The organism is Rhizobium sp. BK456 (assembly GCF_014194045.1).
Taxonomy (GTDB): domain Bacteria; phylum Pseudomonadota; class Alphaproteobacteria; order Rhizobiales; family Rhizobiaceae; genus Rhizobium; species Rhizobium redzepovicii.
This window is the reverse complement of sequence record NZ_JACIAO010000005.1, coordinates 125804-142865: the sequence shown is the minus strand read 5'-3', so window position 1 is coordinate 142865 and position 17062 is coordinate 125804. Positions and strand designations below refer to the sequence as shown.

17 protein-coding genes are annotated in these 17062 nt (G+C 59.1%); 12 read left to right on the top strand and 5 right to left on the bottom strand.

Annotation, left to right across the window (positions count from 1 at the left end):
- Nucleotides 1-8 precede the first annotated feature (8 nt).
- A complete protein-coding gene (locus tag FHX03_RS16065) occupies nucleotides 9-275 on the top strand; it encodes a hypothetical protein (protein ID WP_183854814.1) in 267 nt (88 codons plus the stop codon).
- A 9-nt stretch (nucleotides 276-284) separates the two neighbouring features.
- Here FHX03_RS16065 and FHX03_RS16060 read toward each other — a convergent pair whose 3' ends face one another.
- The gene (locus tag FHX03_RS16060) at nucleotides 285-662 is read right to left on the bottom strand and encodes a hypothetical protein (RefSeq protein ID WP_312865339.1); all 378 of its coding nucleotides are present in this window, start codon (nucleotides 660-662) and stop codon (nucleotides 285-287) included.
- A 618-nt stretch (nucleotides 663-1280) separates the two neighbouring features.
- Here FHX03_RS16060 and FHX03_RS16055 point away from each other — a divergent pair.
- The 5 genes from FHX03_RS16055 (at nucleotide 1281) to aspA (ending at nucleotide 7147) form a co-directional block, all read left to right on the top strand.
- Nucleotides 1281-1991 carry a FadR/GntR family transcriptional regulator gene (locus FHX03_RS16055; RefSeq protein WP_183854529.1) on the top strand — a complete coding sequence of 237 codons (711 nt, stop codon included), beginning with the start codon at nucleotides 1281-1283 and terminating at the stop codon, nucleotides 1989-1991.
- Between the two features lie 60 nt (nucleotides 1992-2051).
- On the top strand, nucleotides 2052-2759 hold the full coding sequence (locus FHX03_RS16050; RefSeq protein ID WP_183854527.1) for a FadR/GntR family transcriptional regulator: 708 nt from the start codon (nucleotides 2052-2054) through the stop codon (nucleotides 2757-2759).
- 224 nt (nucleotides 2760-2983) lie between these two features.
- Nucleotides 2984-4453, top strand: a complete 1470-nt coding sequence (locus FHX03_RS16045) for an amino acid permease (protein WP_183854525.1) — start codon at nucleotides 2984-2986, stop codon at nucleotides 4451-4453.
- 71 nt (nucleotides 4454-4524) lie between these two features.
- Nucleotides 4525-5619: an asparaginase gene (locus FHX03_RS16040; protein ID WP_183854523.1), complete on the top strand. Its 1095-nt coding sequence runs from the start codon at nucleotides 4525-4527 to the stop codon at nucleotides 5617-5619.
- Nucleotides 5620-5719: 100 nt separating this feature from the next.
- Nucleotides 5720-7147, top strand: coding sequence for an aspartate ammonia-lyase (gene aspA / locus FHX03_RS16035; RefSeq protein WP_183854521.1), 1428 nt, complete (start codon nucleotides 5720-5722; stop codon nucleotides 7145-7147).
- A gap of 46 nt (nucleotides 7148-7193) precedes the next feature.
- On the opposite strand, the gene FHX03_RS16030 is transcribed toward aspA, so the two are convergent.
- A complete protein-coding gene (locus tag FHX03_RS16030; RefSeq protein ID WP_183854519.1) occupies nucleotides 7194-8123 on the bottom strand; it encodes a TauD/TfdA dioxygenase family protein in 930 nt (309 codons plus the stop codon).
- 299 nt (nucleotides 8124-8422) lie between these two features.
- Between FHX03_RS16030 and FHX03_RS16025 the strand changes: the two genes are divergently transcribed.
- Nucleotides 8423-8830, top strand: coding sequence for a carboxymuconolactone decarboxylase family protein (locus FHX03_RS16025; protein WP_131710838.1), 408 nt, complete (start codon nucleotides 8423-8425; stop codon nucleotides 8828-8830).
- Between the two features lie 150 nt (nucleotides 8831-8980).
- On the opposite strand, the gene FHX03_RS16020 is transcribed toward FHX03_RS16025, so the two are convergent.
- The 3 genes from FHX03_RS16020 to FHX03_RS16010 form a co-directional block, all read right to left on the bottom strand.
- The gene (locus FHX03_RS16020; RefSeq protein WP_246699262.1) at nucleotides 8981-9271 is read right to left on the bottom strand and encodes a GH32 C-terminal domain-containing protein; all 291 of its coding nucleotides are present in this window, start codon (nucleotides 9269-9271) and stop codon (nucleotides 8981-8983) included.
- Between the two features lie 5 nt (nucleotides 9272-9276).
- Entirely contained in the window at nucleotides 9277-9909 is a 633-nt protein-coding gene (locus FHX03_RS16015) for a hypothetical protein (protein WP_183854517.1), read from the bottom strand.
- Nucleotides 9910-10359: 450 nt separating this feature from the next.
- Nucleotides 10360-11403: a LacI family DNA-binding transcriptional regulator gene (locus tag FHX03_RS16010; RefSeq protein ID WP_210202856.1), complete on the bottom strand. Its 1044-nt coding sequence runs from the start codon at nucleotides 11401-11403 to the stop codon at nucleotides 10360-10362.
- Between the two features lie 313 nt (nucleotides 11404-11716).
- On the opposite strand from FHX03_RS16010, the gene FHX03_RS16005 reads away from it, so the two are divergent.
- The 5 genes from FHX03_RS16005 to FHX03_RS15985 all read left to right on the top strand — a co-directional run bounded on the left by FHX03_RS16005 (nucleotide 11717) and on the right by FHX03_RS15985 (nucleotide 16718).
- Nucleotides 11717-12682, top strand: coding sequence for a substrate-binding domain-containing protein (locus FHX03_RS16005; RefSeq protein WP_097629014.1), 966 nt, complete (start codon nucleotides 11717-11719; stop codon nucleotides 12680-12682).
- 97 nt (nucleotides 12683-12779) lie between these two features.
- On the top strand, nucleotides 12780-13832 hold the full coding sequence (locus FHX03_RS16000; protein ID WP_097629015.1) for an ABC transporter permease: 1053 nt from the start codon (nucleotides 12780-12782) through the stop codon (nucleotides 13830-13832).
- Between the two features lie 10 nt (nucleotides 13833-13842).
- Nucleotides 13843-14667, top strand: a complete 825-nt coding sequence (locus FHX03_RS15995; RefSeq protein WP_183854515.1) for an ATP-binding cassette domain-containing protein — start codon at nucleotides 13843-13845, stop codon at nucleotides 14665-14667.
- 93 nt (nucleotides 14668-14760) lie between these two features.
- Nucleotides 14761-15762, top strand: coding sequence for a Gfo/Idh/MocA family oxidoreductase (locus FHX03_RS15990; protein WP_183854513.1), 1002 nt, complete (start codon nucleotides 14761-14763; stop codon nucleotides 15760-15762).
- On the top strand, nucleotides 15759-16718 hold the full coding sequence (locus tag FHX03_RS15985; RefSeq protein WP_183854511.1) for a sugar phosphate isomerase/epimerase family protein: 960 nt from the start codon (nucleotides 15759-15761) through the stop codon (nucleotides 16716-16718). Before FHX03_RS15990 ends, FHX03_RS15985 begins: the two co-directional genes overlap by 4 nt.
- The last annotated feature ends 344 nt before the right edge of the window (nucleotides 16719-17062 follow it).

Genomic DNA, 17062 nt, shown 5'->3' with positions numbered 1-17062 from the left:
TTATAATGATGACGGTGAAGCTCGCCGGGATGGAAGCCCTGAATACGAAGTCGCCGTCTTACGACCAATTCCCCGAAGGACCTGGAACTCGCGCGCTGGCAGTGATTGTCGACCGGCAGATGATCTGCATTCAGCAGGGCCTGATCGATAGAATGCTGGCGCGAGGCGAGCCTGCCGGTCTGGTCAAGGAAAGGCTGCTCAAGTTGACAGAGGACTTGCGCAACCACTGCTTCCACCAAGATCTGATCCAGGCTTCGATCCGATTAGAGCGCTGAGCCACCCGCCTAGGCGCGCCTCTCAGCTTCCCGAGTGGCGATCTTCATGCTGTGATCGCTCCGCGCCTGCTTGAGTTCACCCATTGTGGGAAGTTCCCGGACAGCCAGACTCATATCTTCGGTCTCAGCGTTTCGGCGTTTTGTGAAATGATGCCGCGGCTTCTTTGCTTGACGGAGTTCGTCAGCTGCGCGCGCTTCCTCAGGTTGCGCGGCGAGGTCGGTGCGTGCGGCGACGGCATGGGCGATCAATTCCTTTGCGGAGGGATTACCATGCGGGCGCCTGCCGTTGGCGCCAAAGTCGTGGCGGTCACTGGCGATAAAGGGTTTGGCGTTGTTATGCCTCGACATTTGCTGCCTCCTTTTTTTATTGTGAATTGGCGAGGCCACCGTGCTGGCCTCCTGCTTGTCTAGCATGGCCGGTGAAGTCGGTGTGTATTTCGTTGTAAAAACCGATCTATGGAACTTCCAAGAGGTCATGCTTTTAGAATAACACAATAAAATGTCGGAATGGTTTTATTGTTCAAGTATTTTACCTGGATGTCATTTCGGCCACCATTATAAAATTATAAAAATATTTACGCCCGGAAATTGGTCCCGATAAGGTATTTGTAGAATTGTGTCCCAGTTCGGGCTTCCCGATCTGTCGGTGAAATTCACCCGCAGGCGATTACACGATCGCGCAGGATGAGGAGCCGATCGAGGCCTGTCGTGGCTTGCCTACCGTGGCGTCGCGACCTGCATCATTTGCCCTCGATTGCTGAGGGGAACCGCTTGCGCAGCGTGTCCGAATCGAGTTGACGGCTCGCTGATCTCTTGGCGGCGACGAATGCGACGCAGGAGCCGTTCCGATAAATGCATGGCCTGCCACGCCAGAGCGCTTCCGCTATCTGTTCTAAAAGGCCGTCAACCGCAACTTCGCGTACCGCGCCGAGATGCTGACAGCGCCTTTTCCGCGCACTTGTCCGGTTGCTTGACAGCTCTTTCGAATGCCCGCATCGTCCTTCGATGCAGGATATGGATTCATGGTTGTCGGCGAAGAAAGAGATAAGCCGAAGAAACGCTGCCGAGGCGGTCTTCGAAGATCTCCGCACGGCGATTGTTAGTCGGAAACTGGCGCTCGGAACCCGTCTTCCCGCGGAGGTGCAACTCGCCGAACGTTACGGCATCAGCCGGGCGATCGTGCGTGAAGCGCTCCGCTCGCTGCAGACGCTGGGCTTCACACAGACCAGAACCGGGCGGGGCACCTTCGTCGTTTCGGAAAGCCCGGCGCGGCAGCTCGGCGGCGGCGCTTATTCCGCCCGCGATCTCATGGAGGCGCGCCCCTGTATCGAGATCCCGGCTGCGGGCTGGGCCGCATTGCGGCGCTCGAACGAGCAGCTCGCATCGCTCACATCCTTGTGCGACCGGATGGACGTGGAGGAGGACGTCCAGATATGGGTGCGGATGGACGCTGAGTTTCACGGAGGGATCGCCGAAGCCTCCGGCAATGCGATCTTCGGGAAGGTCGTTGCCGATGTCCGCGGGGCGCTTTCGACGCAATCGGAACTGGTGGAGCATGTTCGCGGCCGGCGTAAAGCCTCCAACGCCGAGCACCGCCGCATTCTCCAGGCCGTAACCGCAGGCAGCGAGGGGGATGCGCGGGCAGCCATGGCCGAGCACCTGCTGGAGGTCAAGCGGTCCATCATCGGCATTGCCGGTGAAGAGAATCGCCGCTGACGACATGATTTTCAATTTCGCGCCCGGACGTCCGGGGCTCTGCCGATCGAAGACAAAGCGATGAACGATCTAGAAGACTGGCTATCCGACTCCGCGATCCTCAGTCGAAAAAGCGCCTCGGAACTTGTGTTCGAGGAACTGCGCAATCTCATTCTATCCGGCCGTTTTGCCGCCGGTTCCAAGCTGCCGTCGGAAGCCAAGCTTGCGACGAAATACGGTGTCAGCCGTCCGATCGTGCGGGAAGCGCTGCGCTCGCTACAGATTTTGGGGCTGACGGAGACGCGAACGGGAAGCGGAACCTATGTGCTCGCGGCTGGCGGTGGCCGAGATATCCGTTACGGCGATTATTCGGCGCGTGATCTGGTGGAGGCGCGGCCCTTCGTCGAAGTATCCGCTGCCGGCTGGGCAGCGCTGCGCCGAAGCGATGACGAGCTGTCCCGGCTGCTTCTCCTTTGCGACCGGATGGAGCGGGAAGAAGATACCGAGGCCTGGGTGCGGCTGGATTCGGATTTTCACGGGCTGATCGCCGAGGCGTCAAAGAATGCCGTCTTTCGCGACATCGTCGATGACGTCCGCGAGGCGATGGCGCAGCAATCCGGGCTGCTGACCGCCTTGGGGCCACGCCGTCAGGAATCGAATGAAGAGCATCGCGCCATCGTCGAAGCCATTCGGATAGGGTCGGAGGCCGAGGCCCAGACGGCAATGGAAATTCATCTCAGGAAGGTCGAGGCGGCTGTCAGCCGCATCATCGGCGCCGCGCCGCGCTGAAGTTTGTCGCGCAGCGTAAGGAAGCGACGTTGTTCAGTCGCCAGACGCTGGCTTTCCACAGGCCGGCGGTGACGCATCCACAAATAGCAGAGTGAAAATCCTTGACTGCAGGGTGGTTTTTCCTTAAATCGCCAAACCTGTCAGACCGCATAGCAGATTAACATCTTTGTAGGTCTGCACGGAGGGGCGGCCGGGAGGTTGCCGAACCCATGGAGGGAGGAGAAATGACAGTCATGCAAAATAGAAGTGAGGCGGATCGCCAGGTCTTTGCCGAGGAGGATCTCGGCTACCACAAGGCGCTGAAGCCGCGGCAGATCCAGATGATCGCCATCGGTGGCGCCATTGGCACGGGGTTGTTTCTCGGCGCCGGCGGCCGGCTTGCCGCTGCCGGTCCGGCACTTGTGCTGGTCTATGCCTTGTGCGGCCTTTTCGCCTTTCTCGTTCTGAGGGCTCTCGGCGAACTGATCGTCCATCGCCCGACCTCGGGCTCGTTCGTCTCTTATGCCCGCGAATTTTACGGTGAAAAGCTCGCCTTCGCGGTTGGCTGGATGTATTGGCTGACCTGGGCGATGACGGCGGTCGCCGACGTCACTGCGGTCGCCCTCTACATGAATTTCTTCAAGGCCTATGTCCCCTGGATCGCGATGATCGATCAGTGGGTGTTTGCGTTGGCGGCGCTGGTCCTCGTCCTCTCGATGAACCTTCTGTCGGTGAAGGTCTTCGGTGAACTGGAATTCTGGTTCAGCCTCGTCAAGGTCCTCGCCCTGGTCGTCTTCCTGATCGTCGGCGTCTACTTCGTCGTCACCGGCACGCCGATCGACGGCCATGTTCCGGGTCTCAGCACGATCACCGATTTCGGCGGCATGTTCCCGAACAGCGTCCTGCCGGCACTGGTGGTGATCCAGGGCGTGGTGTTCGCCTATGCCTCGATCGAGCTGATCGGCACCGCCGCCGGTGAAACCGAAAATGCCCGCAAGGTCATGCCGCGGGCGATCCGCACGGTCGTGCTGCGCCTGGTGGTCTTCTATGTCGGCTCGGTCCTGCTGCTGTCGCTGTTGCTGCCTTATACCGCCTATAAGGGCGGCGAGAGCCCGTTCGTGACCTTCTTCGGCAAGATCGGCATCCAGGGCGCCGACGTCGTCATGAACCTGGTCGTGCTGACGGCCGTCCTGTCGTCGCTCAATGCCGGCCTCTATTCCACAGGCCGCATCCTGCATTCCATGGCGATTTCCGGCTCGGCGCCGGCGGCGCTGGCGAAGATGAACCGGTCCGGCGTGCCCTATGTCGGCATTGCGGTGACAGCTGTCGTGACCGCCTTCGGCGTCGTGCTGAACGCCGTCGTTCCGGCAGAGGCCTTCGAGATCGGCCTGAATGTCGCCGCCCTCGGCATCATCGCCGCATGGGGCGTGATCGTGCTGTGCCAGCTCAAGCTGTGGCAACTGTCGCGGCAAGGCAAGTTGGCGCGGCCCGAATTCCGGATGTTCGGCGCGCCCTATACTGGCCTGCTGACCCTGGGCTTCCTTGCGGTCGTCGTGATCCTCATGGCGCTCGACTATCCGGTCGGAACCTACACGGTCGCTTCTCTGGCGCTGATCATTCCGGCGCTGGTCGTCGGCTGGCTGCTGATGCGTGAGCGCATTTACATGCTCGCCGCCGAACAGGGCGAGGACCGCGGCGGTTTTGATCTCGCCTGACACCGATCGACAATCCAAGCTTGCCCGGCGGTGCATATTGCCGCCGGGGCGCGGCATGAATGGAGAGAGACATGACCTCGAGTGAGGATTTCGTCGTCGCCGATCGTGGCGGCATCGTCGAGAACAGCCATCGCGTCCACGCGGCTGTCGTCGATGCAACGGGCAGGCTGCTTTACGCGCTGGGAAATCCGGCGCGCATAACGCTTGCCCGCTCCGCCGCCAAGCCGGTCCAGGCGCTTGCCATCCTGGAGACGGAGGGTGTCGAGCGTTTCGGCTTCGATGATGTGGATATTGCGCTGATGTGCGCGTCCCACAGCAGCGAAGGGCGGCATATCGCGCGCGCGCGCGCCATGCTGTCGAAGATCAAGGCCGAGGAGGCCGACCTTCGCTGCGGCGGTCATCCTTCGCTGTCGGAAACGGTCAACCGCTCATGGATCAAGGAGGACTTTGTCCCGACGGGCGTCTGCAGCAATTGCTCGGGCAAGCATGTGGGCATGCTTGCCGGCGCCCGGGCGATCGGCGCGGGCATGGAAGGCTACCACTTGCCGGATCATCCGATGCAGGGAAGGGTCAAGCGCACCGTCGCCGAACTCTGCGATCTAGACGTCCGGGATGTCGAATGGGGGATCGACGGATGCAATCTTCCGACTCCCGCTTTTCCTCTGGACCGCCTGGCCCGCATTTATGCCAAGCTTGCTTCGGCGGCGGACGGGGACGGGTCGGGTGAGGGGCTGTCGGCGCGGGGTGCGGCGCTGGCCCGCATCTTCCATGCGATGGTGCGCTATCCTGACATGGTCGCGGGCGAGGGACGCTACTGCACGCTGCTGATGCGCGCATTCAACGGCGCCCTCATCGGCAAGCTCGGGGCCGATGCCAGCTATGCGATCGGCGTGCGGGCTTCGGATGCAACCCGGCGATTGGGAACGGACGGTGCGCTCGGCATCTCGGTCAAGATCGAGGACGGCAACCTTGAAATCCTTTACGCCGTCGTGACGGAGCTTCTCCAGCGGCTCGGGATCGGTTCGGCTGATACCCGCAGCCAACTCGCGCCGTTCCATCATCCCCAGCGCGTGAACACGATGGGTGTCACGACAGGCGGCGTCTCTTTTCCGTTCAAGCTGCGCCGATCGGAGGCGGACGGGGAGGAGGCCGCCCCGACCCGATGACGCCTGCAGACGCGGCTATGCTGCCGCGTCACCAGCCATTCTCGTCTTCAGCCTGCCGCCGCAATGCGTGCCGGCAGCGCCCCACTCGAAAGTTCCTGTCATGACCACATCCGATATGACTGCTATCCGTGTTGAGCACGACCTGATCGGCGATCGCGACGTGCCTGCCGCGGCCTATTACGGCGTGCATACGTTGCGTGCGGTCGAGAATTTTCCGATTACCGGTCAGACGCTGAAGGAATCGGCGGATCTGATCGCATCCCTGGCGGCGATCAAGCAGGCGGCGGCTGAGGCCAATGTTAGCCTCGGCCTTCTGGATCAGGAGCGGGCCGATGCCATTGTCGCGGCCTGTATCGAAATCCGCGACGGTGCGCTGCACGACCAGTTCGTCGTCGATCTGATCCAGGGCGGGGCGGGAACCTCGACCAACATGAACGCCAACGAGGTGATTGCCAACCGGGCGCTGGAAGTCCTCGGGCATCGCCGCGGCGAGTACCAGCACCTGCATCCGAACGAACACGTCAATCTCTCGCAATCCACCAACGACGTCTATCCGACGGCGCTGAAGCTTGCCGCATGGATCGGCGTTCATCGTCTGGTCGACGCCATGGCGATCCTGCGCCGGGCCTTCGAAGCCAAGGCGGTCGAGTTCGCCGACGTCCTCAAGATGGGTCGCACGCAATTGCAAGACGCTGTGCCGATGACGCTCGGTCAGGAATTCGGAACTTACGCGCTGATGCTGGCGGAAGACGAGGCCCGGCTTTCCGAGGCGGTTTCGCTGATCCGTGAAATCAATCTCGGCGCCACCGCGATCGGCACCGGCATCACCGCGCATCCTCGCTATGCGGCGTTGGTGCGCGAGCGCCTGTCCGAAATCGTCGGCGTCGATCTGGTTACGTCACCTGACCTGGTGGAGGCGACACAGGATTGCGGATCCTTCGTGCAGCTTTCGGGTGTTCTGAAGCGCGTGGCGGTCAAGCTGTCCAAGACCTGCAACGACCTGCGGCTTCTATCCTCGGGGCCGCGCGCCGGCTTCAACGAGATCAACCTGCCTGCACGCCAGGCCGGCTCCTCGATCATGCCCGGCAAGGTGAACCCTGTCATCCCGGAGGTGGTCAACCAGGTCGCTTTCGAAGTGATCGGCAATGACGTGACGATCACCATGGCCGCCGAGGCCGGCCAACTGCAACTGAACGCGTTCGAGCCGGTGATCTTCTACAGCCTCTATCGCAGCCTGAGCCACCTGACCAATGCCTGCCTGACGCTCGAAGCGAATTGCATTTGCGGCATCACCGCCAACCGCGACCGGTTGCGGCAGACGGTCGAGCAATCGATCGGCATCGTGACGGCGCTCAACCCCTATATCGGCTACCGCAACGCCACGGAGGTTGCGCTCGAAGCGCATCATTCCGGACGGGGGGTCTACGAAATCCTTCTCGAACGCGGCCTGATGCAGAAGGAGCACCTCGATGCGGTGCTGCGCCCGGAAACGCTGACCCGGCCAAGCGAGAAGCTGTCCTTCTCGTAAGGCATGTGGCGCATTTTGCTTCCGGGCGACACTCAGATGTGTGCGATCACGCCGCTTTTGCTTGCGGCTTGGCAGCCTTGACGTGGGTTATGCTGCGACGGCCGTCGATACTGACGGGAACATCGCCATCGACGGTGGCCCGGCGCACGACGCGGTGCTGGTCGCCATAATCGTTGACGGCATAGTGCTGTGTCGCACGATTATCCCAGATCGCGACATCTCCGGCTCTCCAGCGCCAGCGCACGGTATTTTCCGGGGCGGTGACGTAGGACTGGAACACTTCGTAGAGTTTCGCGGAGTCGCTCTTCGAAAGGCCGACAAGTCGCTGAACGAAGTTGCCGAGAAGCAGCGATCTTTCACCGGTTTCCGGATGGACGCGCACGACCGGATGCTCGGTCTCGTAGATGGTCGAGGTGAAAACTTCCTCGAAATGTTTCTTCTCTTCAGCGGTGGCGCGAGGGCGCACGGCGGCATAGTCATAGGCATTGCTATGAATGGCCCACAGATTATCCGCCAGCAATTTGAGCGGCGCCGGCAAGCTTTCATATGCGGCGTGGGTGTTGGACCAGATCGTGTCGCCGCCAGCCGCCGGAATGACGACGCCGCGCAGGACGGAAAATTTGGGATAGGCGTCGACGAAGGTGACGTCGGTGTGCCACTGGTCCGCTCGGCCGCCGCCGCGGCTGGAATCGAGATTGAGGATGGAGGCCGTACCGGCGACCGGTCCCTGGGTTGGATGCGGCACGAGGTCGCCGAGGCGGCGCGCGAAGGCTTCCTGTTCGGAATCCTCAAGATGTCCCTGATCGCGGAAGAAGATGACCTTGTGCTTCAGGAGAAGCTGGTTGATGGCTGCCACCGTTGCATCCGAAAGCTCTCCGCCGAGGCGGGTACCTTTGATTTCGGCTCCGACACGGCCGGTCAGCGGGACGACGTCGGACTCGGGAATGATCTGATTGACGAGAACCGGATTGCTCATGGAAATCTCCTGTTGATATTGCAAGAAGTCGGCAGGTCACATGCACCCAGGCATGCATCCATTGGGAGTTCGAAATCTCAGCGCTGAAGTCGACGGGGCTATGGAACCGTATAATCTACAAAATCTGTAGACAATAATTTCTAATTTAAGCTGTTTTCGTGAAACAGCCGCCTCGATTTCCTCGCCGGCAGGGAGGCTGGCGGCCGTTGGCGTTTCTTCGTATCTTCCGCCGGCGGCGTGGGATCGCCGAGCAAAATCATGTTTGAGGCCGAAGATCGGCGCCCGGAAAGGAACTTTCGATGGCAACAGTCAAACTTCTGTCGGATCAAGAGGCCGCGGCCATTCCGGCCGTGCAAGCGGTGTTCGATGACATCAGGGCGACACGCAAGACCGATTTCATCAACAATTTCTGGCGTGCACTTGCAAACGATCCGGCAAATCTCAAACGGGTGTGGGAAACGCTCAAATCAGTGATGACGGTGGAAGGCGCCATCGATCCGTTGACGCGCGAGATGATCTACATCGCGGTGTCGACGGCCAATGCCTGCCAGTATTGCGTTCAATCCCACACCGCCGCCGCTCGTGCGCGCGGGATGACCGATGCCCAACATGGCGAACTCCTGACGATCATCGGGCTTGCCGCGCAGACAAATCATCTCGCTCTCGCCATGCAGGTTCCACCCGATCCGGAATTCGAGGTGCGATAGGAACCGACGTCTCAGATCAAGCACCAGTCCCGTCAGCAATCTCCCGCATCATCAAATGCGGGGAGTGTGATATTCCAACTTTGCCTAATTTTGCCGCTACGCCATCGATGTACAGAAGCTACCTCTTAGAGCGACTACAGCGCGATGCGATTACTCCCCGCTGAAAATGCTCATATGTGCTTTTGATAGAATAACAAGCTTGTCCGGTCTGACGTTGAGATAGTTGCGTCGCGTGCCGCAGACGGCTCCTCCGTCAGCAAAAATCTCCAAGATGCCCTTGTCGTGGATGACTCTCAGATCCGCCGCATCGGCAACGGCCGCGGCGTAACGGATCGATCCGTCGTCTTGCGGCAGTTGCACGGAAACACTTTGATCTTCCACCACGATGGAAAATGACAATTGCCCGGCTTCGGTCGCGGTGATCCTTGTTCCATCGAGCATCCCGTTCAACCGGATATCGATCGACGCTCCGTCCAGAACATATCTGCCGGGCTTTGCGCAACACAGAGGTGCATGGGTGAGGGCCTCGCGCACAGCCCGGCGACGCCCCAGGCGCCCATCATCCTCGCCGAGCCGGCGAATGCCAGTCCCATCGCTGCCGGGATGATGAGCCAGGAGGCCGACATGAAAGCCCGGACTGTGGCGTTGATCGCGGCAGCCTCCCGACCCGGAAGGGTGGCCGTTTCAGCCCGCACACCCACGAAGATCAGCGAACTGACCGACTGGAAGAACGGGATGACGAATGCCGTGGCGACTATGAACACCGGAACTGAAGGAAAGAAAAAGATCGCGTCATAGCCGGCCACTCCCATCAGCGCCATGGCGATCATGATCCTGCGCCGGTCGCCGATCAGGTCGGAGAGAATGCCGAGCGAAACGCTGATCGTGACCGCCGATGCCGATGTCACGAAGACCAGGACCGAATAGGCCTGATCGCTCATACCCAGTTCGCGGATCGCCGTGATCGAGAGATAGGGCAGGGTCGAGCCATAGGCGGAGCCCTGGACGAAGATCATGAAGGCGAGGAGCAAAAGTTGAGGATGGGCACGAATGTGGCGCACGGAATGGAACACGGGCATGCAATCTCTAAAAAACGCGCATCAGCCGTATAGCTCTGGAAAGGGAACAGCTTGATCCAGGCGGCGGAATGAAATGCAGGGAGTTAGCCGCATTGCACCTCGGGTCACAAGCAAATTGAATTGATACGTGCCATTCCGAAACTTACTTATTTGATGGCGTGATCGGCGCATTTTCTCCGACTCGAATTCGACGATCGTCACCCGCTCGCCATCCTTGGCAGCAAAACTCTTACGGGAGACGTTCCGACACCGCATCACTGATGGCGGTGCCGAGCGCGGAGGCATTCCCCAGTCATCTTCAAAATAACGGAAATAAGAAGTGCCCTCTGTCGAAAGAGGCAGTTCATAAGCGGAGAACGGCGATCACGTTGGCGGAAGGGTTTTGAGCAGGATGATTAATCCTCGTCGGTGACCTGCTCCATCCACTCGTCGCCGCGCCGTTTTGAAGGATCAGATGCATTCTGGACCGTACATGTCAAAGCCAAAAGTCACCCTGAATACGCCGGCATCAGGGCCAGCGGTCTTGACCTTCATCAATGTGGCGATCGTTTCGGAACCGAAGCGTTCAATCGGATGGGAGATCAGCAATGAGAATGTCCCATCGATCAGCGCGGCACGAGTGTCTTCGAAGAGTTCGTAGCCAACGACGACAAAGTCATCACGTTTTGGCGTCGCTCGAAGTGCCGCTATTGCTCCCGTGACACCTCCGCCCGAGATGTATAGCCCGCACATGTCAGGGTGTTCAGTCAGAAGCTTTTCGACATGTTCCCTGGCTACAACGGCAGATTCATAAGTTGGCAGTGGCTCAAGCAACGTGAAGCCGGAATTATGTTCACGAAAGTAGGACCGAAATCCACTTTCGTTCATTTCCTGATTGCGCAGGCGATGGCTTCCCACGAGAATGCCAATCTTACCTGGAACACGGACCATCCTGTCAAAGGCCCATGCGGCAGTCCGGCCTACCTTCCAGTTATCAAGACCAACGAAACTGATGTTTCCTTTTGCCGTCAGTGGACCGATCAGGGAGACAACCGGGACTCCCTGTTCAAGCACGCTGTCAATGGCATCGGCTACAATCGGATGCTGCGGAGCCACAATAGCGATTGCCTCGCATCTGCTCCCCAAGGAGAGGATGTGCGTTGCCACCTTCTCCGGTGTCAAATCTTCGAGAAACTCCAGTGTCAGCTCGATACCGCCACCGGGATATGTCTGTGCGGCTTGAGTGATCGCTTCGCCCAGCAGCCGATAGAAAGTGCGTTCCTTGCGCTGCAGGAGCACACCGAGCCGGTGTGCCATCTGCGGAGCCTTGATGGCATGCTTGATGGTCCCTAGCCCGTAAAATCCGATCTCTTCAGCGGCGGCCAGTACCCGTGTTCGGGTATGCTCGCGAACAGACTCGGGTTCGTAGAGAACGCGGTTGACTGTTGACACAGACACTCCAGCAGCCTTTGCAAGGTCTGCAATCGTTGGCCTTTTCATATCAAGAAATTCCATTCTCTCTTGGGGCGAATCTCAAAAAGTCTCAAGATGTCGTCATTTCGGTATGATATGAGACGAATTCGTGAGTGGATATTAATCCGCGTTGACATGAAAGATGTCAACAATGCATTCAATAAGCGCTGATTGGGCTTGGCCGTTTTCGAGCGTCAGCACTTTGGGGGAGGCCCATCGCACAATTTGAATGAGGAGGCTTAACGCAACTGCGTTGGGATCGCGGATCTGTGCGCGCCTGCCGGGATCGGCCGAACGGCCAAAAAACAAATGTCGAGCTGCAGAAATGCGGCTTTAACCTGAGGAGGAATTCGACATGTCGTTCACCAAGAAAATCGCTACCGCCGCTATGGCATTCATGCTGGCTTCCAGCGCGCATGCCGGAGACACCGATATTGCCGTCATCGTGGGCTCTGCTCAGGACGGCTTCTGGAACATGGTCAAGAAGGGCGTTGACGATGCGTCGCTGATGGTCAAGGCCAATGGCGGAACCGTCAACTTCATGCAGACCCAGAATTACGACAACTTCGGTCCGGACCTCGCATCGCTGATCGAACAGGCCGTTGCACAGGGTGCCAAGGGTATTGCTATTCCGAATTGGCTGCCGGAATCCGAAACTCCGGCGCTTAAGGCCGCGCGTGACAAGGGCGTCGTCATTATTTCCTTCAACGCTGGCCAGAGCGAGATGGATAACTATGGTGCTCTGAACTACTTCGGTTCGGACGAATATCTGGCAGGCGTAGAGGGCGGCAAGTATCTTGCTTCTCATGGTGCCAAGAAAATCCTCTGCCACATCCAGAACCCGGGTGCGGTAAACCTTGAAACCCGATGCAAGGGCGTTCAGGACGGCGCCAAGAAGGCCGGTGCGGAGACCTTCATCCTTCGCGTCCCCGCGAACCTGGACCAGGACATGAACGGTACTTCTGAGGCCATCAAGTCGGAATTGATTGCCGATCCGTCCATCGACGCTGTGATCACGCTTGCGGCATGGGCCTCCGATGCTGCTGCCAGTTCCATCGAACAGCAGGACAAGACGGGCAAGATTCAGCTCGGCACCTTCGACATGTCGGCATCGGTCCTCGACCGTATCTCGAAAGGCACTCAGACCTTCGCAATCGACCAGCAACCCTATCTCCAGGGTTTCCTAGCAACCTCGATGCTGTTCGCGAACCTGAAGTTCGGCACGGCTATCGCAACGAAGCCGGTCCTGACCGGTCCGGCGATCGTCGACAAGTCTAACGTGGCCTCGGCGATCGAAGGCGTGAAGCTCGGCGCACGCTGATCGGCTTCAAGGATGGGGACCCGGTACCGCTTGCCGGGCCCTTTCAACTCTGACTCTTCACCGAGTTCGCGCTGTTTATATGAGGATCGAGACGCAAATGACCGAAACCATCTCCAACAAGCTCCATGTCCAGAACCAAAGCACTGCGGGATCGCGTACTTCTTCGTTCAAGGCCTTCTTCCGCAGCCCGGCGGCGGGTGCTTTCATGGGTTTTGTGGCCGTCTTCATTCTTTTTTCGGTGTTCGGATACAGCCGCAATTTTCTCTCCATCCCTGGCGTGACGACCTGGGTTAACTTCGCGTCGCTCGTAGGGATGATAGCGATTCCCGTGGGGTTCCTTATGATTGCAGGCGAACTGGACATTTCGACTGGTGCAGTCCTGCCTGCAGCAACCATGACGGTGGCCATCATTTGCGAACACTACAAAATGCCGGTCATTGTGGGCATTGCAGCTGCCTTGGCCATCGGAGCCCTTATTGGCTTCATCAATGGCTATATCGTCACGCGAACGCGGGTACCTTCGTTCATTGTGACATTGGCGACACTTTTCGCCGTCGCGGGCCTAACCCTTTATCTGTCGATTTTCTTCATCAACAACACGAACTCATTCTACCATGCGCCGGATTGGGCAAAATCGCTCTTCGGCGGAAAGGTCTACGGATTCAATTCCTCCGCATTCTGGTGGGCCGGACTGATCGCGGCCTTTGCCTTCTTTCTCCACTATTCGCCGAAGGGCAGCTGGGTTTTCGCACTCGGCGGTGACCAGGAAAGCGCCAGGAACGCTGGTATCCCCGTTGCCTGGATGAAGATCGCGCTCTTCATGCTGTGTTCTACCTCCGCAGCATTCGCGGGTGTGCTCCAAGTGATGACCTTCAGTTCCGCCACGTCTCAGGCGAACTTCGGACTTATTTTCAATACGATCATCTCGGTCGTCGTGGGCGGGGTTCTGCTCACGGGAGGATTTGGAACCGTGATGGGCATCGTTTTCGGCGTGCTCACGCTTTCCATCGTCACTCAGGCCATCGGCTTTACCGATATCGACCGTAACCTGTCCTTCCTCATTATCGGTGTCATGCTCCTGATCGCCGTTCTACTCAACGACACCTTCCGTCATCTGGCTACAAGCTGGTCGGCGTCCAAGAAAAAGTAAGGGGGCGAGCATGTCCGACAAGAAAACCGTTCTCGAACTGCGAAATGTCGACAGGTCCTTCGGACATATCGACGTCCTCAATGACATCAGCCTGAAAGTTGGCAAGGGCGAGGTACTTTGCCTATTGGGTGACAATGGGGCGGGCAAGAGCACACTCATCAAGACCCTTTCCGGGGTCTATCAGCCCACCCGAGGCGAGATCCTGATGGACGGTCAACCTACCGTCTTTTCCAACCCCCGCGACGCACAAGAGCGTGGTATCGCGACCGTTCACCAATTCGGTGGCACCTACCCGCTGATGTCCATCGGCCGCAACTTCTTCATGGGATCGGAACCGACGAAGGGATGGGGGCCTTTCAAGATTTTCGACCGCCAGAAAGCCAATCGGGTGGCGGTCGAAGAAGTGCGGAAAATGGGAATAACACGCATTACCGACGGGGACCGACTGGTAGGTGGTCTTTCCGGCGGTGAGCGCCAGTCCCTGGCTATTGCCCGCGCCGTCTATTTCGGCGCCCGCGTGCTGATCCTCGATGAGCCGACGGCGGCATTGGGCGTCAAGCAGGCCGCGCATGTGCTTCGCATCGTCAACGAAGCCAAGCGCCGGGGACTCGCCGTGATCTTCATTACTCACCAAGTGATGCATGCCATGGCCGTCGGCGATCATTTTGCCGTTCTGATCCGTGGCGCAATTGCCGCCGACTTCCGCAAGGGCGAGAAGACCAGAGAGCAGATTGCAGACCTCATGGCGGGTGGGGAGTCCATGGCCAATCTCGAAGCCTCCATTGAAGGCTATATGGAAACTCATGATGGGCATCCCCCACTACCAGCCCATTGAGGAGATGGATGGCATAGACCGCGACATGCATTTGAAATCTAATGACATGCAGCAGTTGGCAACAGCGCTGACTGAGAGGAAGGAGTTTGTCCAATGTTGCGAATAGCAGTCATTGGTGCCGGGCTCATGGGAGCCGACCACGCAAAGATCGTAACCGAAGAAATGCCGGGGGCTACGCTTCAAGTGGTTTGCGACATGGATGTGGGCCGAGCCCGCAAGATGGCCGAAGCCCATGGAGCTGTGGATGCCGCGAGTGACCCGGAGGCTGTGATTGCGCGGGCCGACGTCGATGCGGTCATCGTCGCCAGCCCGGATTTTACCCATGCGCCCCTGTCGCTGGCCTGCATCCGGGCTGGCAAGAAGGTGCTCTGCGAAAAGCCGCTTTCGCAGTCTTCGAAGGAGTGCCTTGAGGTCATGCGGGCCGAACAGGCTGCAGGCCAGAAGTTCGTCCAGCTCGGTTTTATGCGCCGCTTCGACCAGTCCTACGTGGAGATGAAGGCTGCGCTTGCGGATGGCACGCTCGGCCGGGCGCTGATAATGCACAACTTCCACCGCAATGTCGAAACTCCTGCCTCCGATTTCACCGGTGCGATGGCGATCACCAATTCCGCCCCGCATGAATTCGATATCGTGCGCCATGTGCTCGGCACGGCATACGCCTCGATCTCGGCCTTTCAGCCGAAGCGCACGGATGCGCTGGTCGCGCCGGTCATGATGGTGCTCGAAACCACCGACGGCCAGCTGGTCAACATCGAGGTCAACAACAACGCCGCCTATGGCTATGACGTTCGCGCTGAACTTGTCGGTGAGAAGGCAAGCATAGCCATGAACCAAGTGGCCTATACCCGCCTTGATCGGGCGCGCGGCCAGCATGTCAGCTATGACGCCGACTGGCGCGGCCGCTATTTCGATGCCTATCGCCGCCAGAACCGTGCCTTCCTGCGCTTTGTAGAGACCGGCAATTTCCCGGACATCGCCTCCTCCGCATGGGATGGCTATGCGGCCGCGATTGTCGCCGAAGCAGGGGTGATTGCCCTCAGCGAGGGCTGCAAGCAGCCCGTATCCATGATCCAAAAGCCGGAGTTCTATGCATGAAGCTGGGTTTCGTATCCGACAGCCTCGGTGGGCTGTCATTCACTGAAGTGCTGGACAATGCGGCCCGCATGGGCGTGTCGGGCGTCGAGGTAAACACCTGCGGTTGGTCGACAGCCCCGCATTTCATCCTCAAGAACACCCTGGGCAACAGGGCGGCACAGCAGGAATTCTTACAGGCCTTCGCTGATCGTGGACTGGAAGTGATCAGTCTCAATGCGAACGGCAATCCGCTGCATCCGACCGATCCGGCGCAAGGCGAGGGGCTGAAGAACACCATCCGCGCCGCTGGCGAAATGGGCATCAGGACGATCTGCACCATGTCGGGCCTGCCTGCAGGCAATCCGACCGATACCATGCCGAACTGGGTGGTCTCCTCCTGGCCCCCGGAAACGCAGGCGATCCTGAAATACCAATGGGAGGAAAAGCTCTTCCCGTTCTGGACCGAAATCGTTGCCTTGGCGAAGGAATGCGGGGTCGAGAAGATCGCGCTCGAACTCCACGGCAACCAATGCGTCTACAACGTGCCCTCGCTGCTCAAGCTACGAAACGAGGTGGGCCCCATCGTTGGCGCGAACCTCGATCCCTCGCATCTCTTCTGGATGGGAGCCGATCCGCTGCTCGCGGCAGAAGCACTCGGCGAGGCCATCTATCATGTCCATGCCAAGGATACCTTCCTGAACGCACCGAAGCAGGCCGTTACCAGCCTGCTCGAAAACGGTAGCCTGACCGACATTCCATCGCGCTCCTGGTCCTATATCACGCTCGGCTTCGGCCATGGGGAGGAATGGTGGCGGCAGTTCTGCTATAGGCTGAAGATGGGCGGTTATGATGGCTGGCTCTCGATCGAGCATGAAGATGTGCTCCTGAACTCGCTCGAAGGGTTGGAAAAATCCGTGGCCCTGCTCAAGGGCGTCATGCCGATCGCACCGGCCGACTTCAAACTTCAGGACATCTGAAATGAGCTTTCAACTCGCAGCCCGTGCGGGAATGCTATGGCAGGACAAGCCTATCCACTGACGTGTGCAACGCGTCTGAGCGACATGGGCTATTCCTGACCTGACTGCTTGGAAACCTTCGCCAAGGGCGATCCGGAATGCGTGCTCGCGGCCTTTCGCAAGGCATTCACCTCCATCGATTTCGAGCCACAGGCAATCTAACGCCGGCCAAGTGCGGAACGCGAGCACGAAACTTTGCGGAAACAGGACATTCCAACTTTGCGGCTCCACACAAATGTGGCGTAATCTGTCTTATGGAACCAGCTTTATGGAACTGGTCCCTGGTAGCCACCACGCCCCCCGTT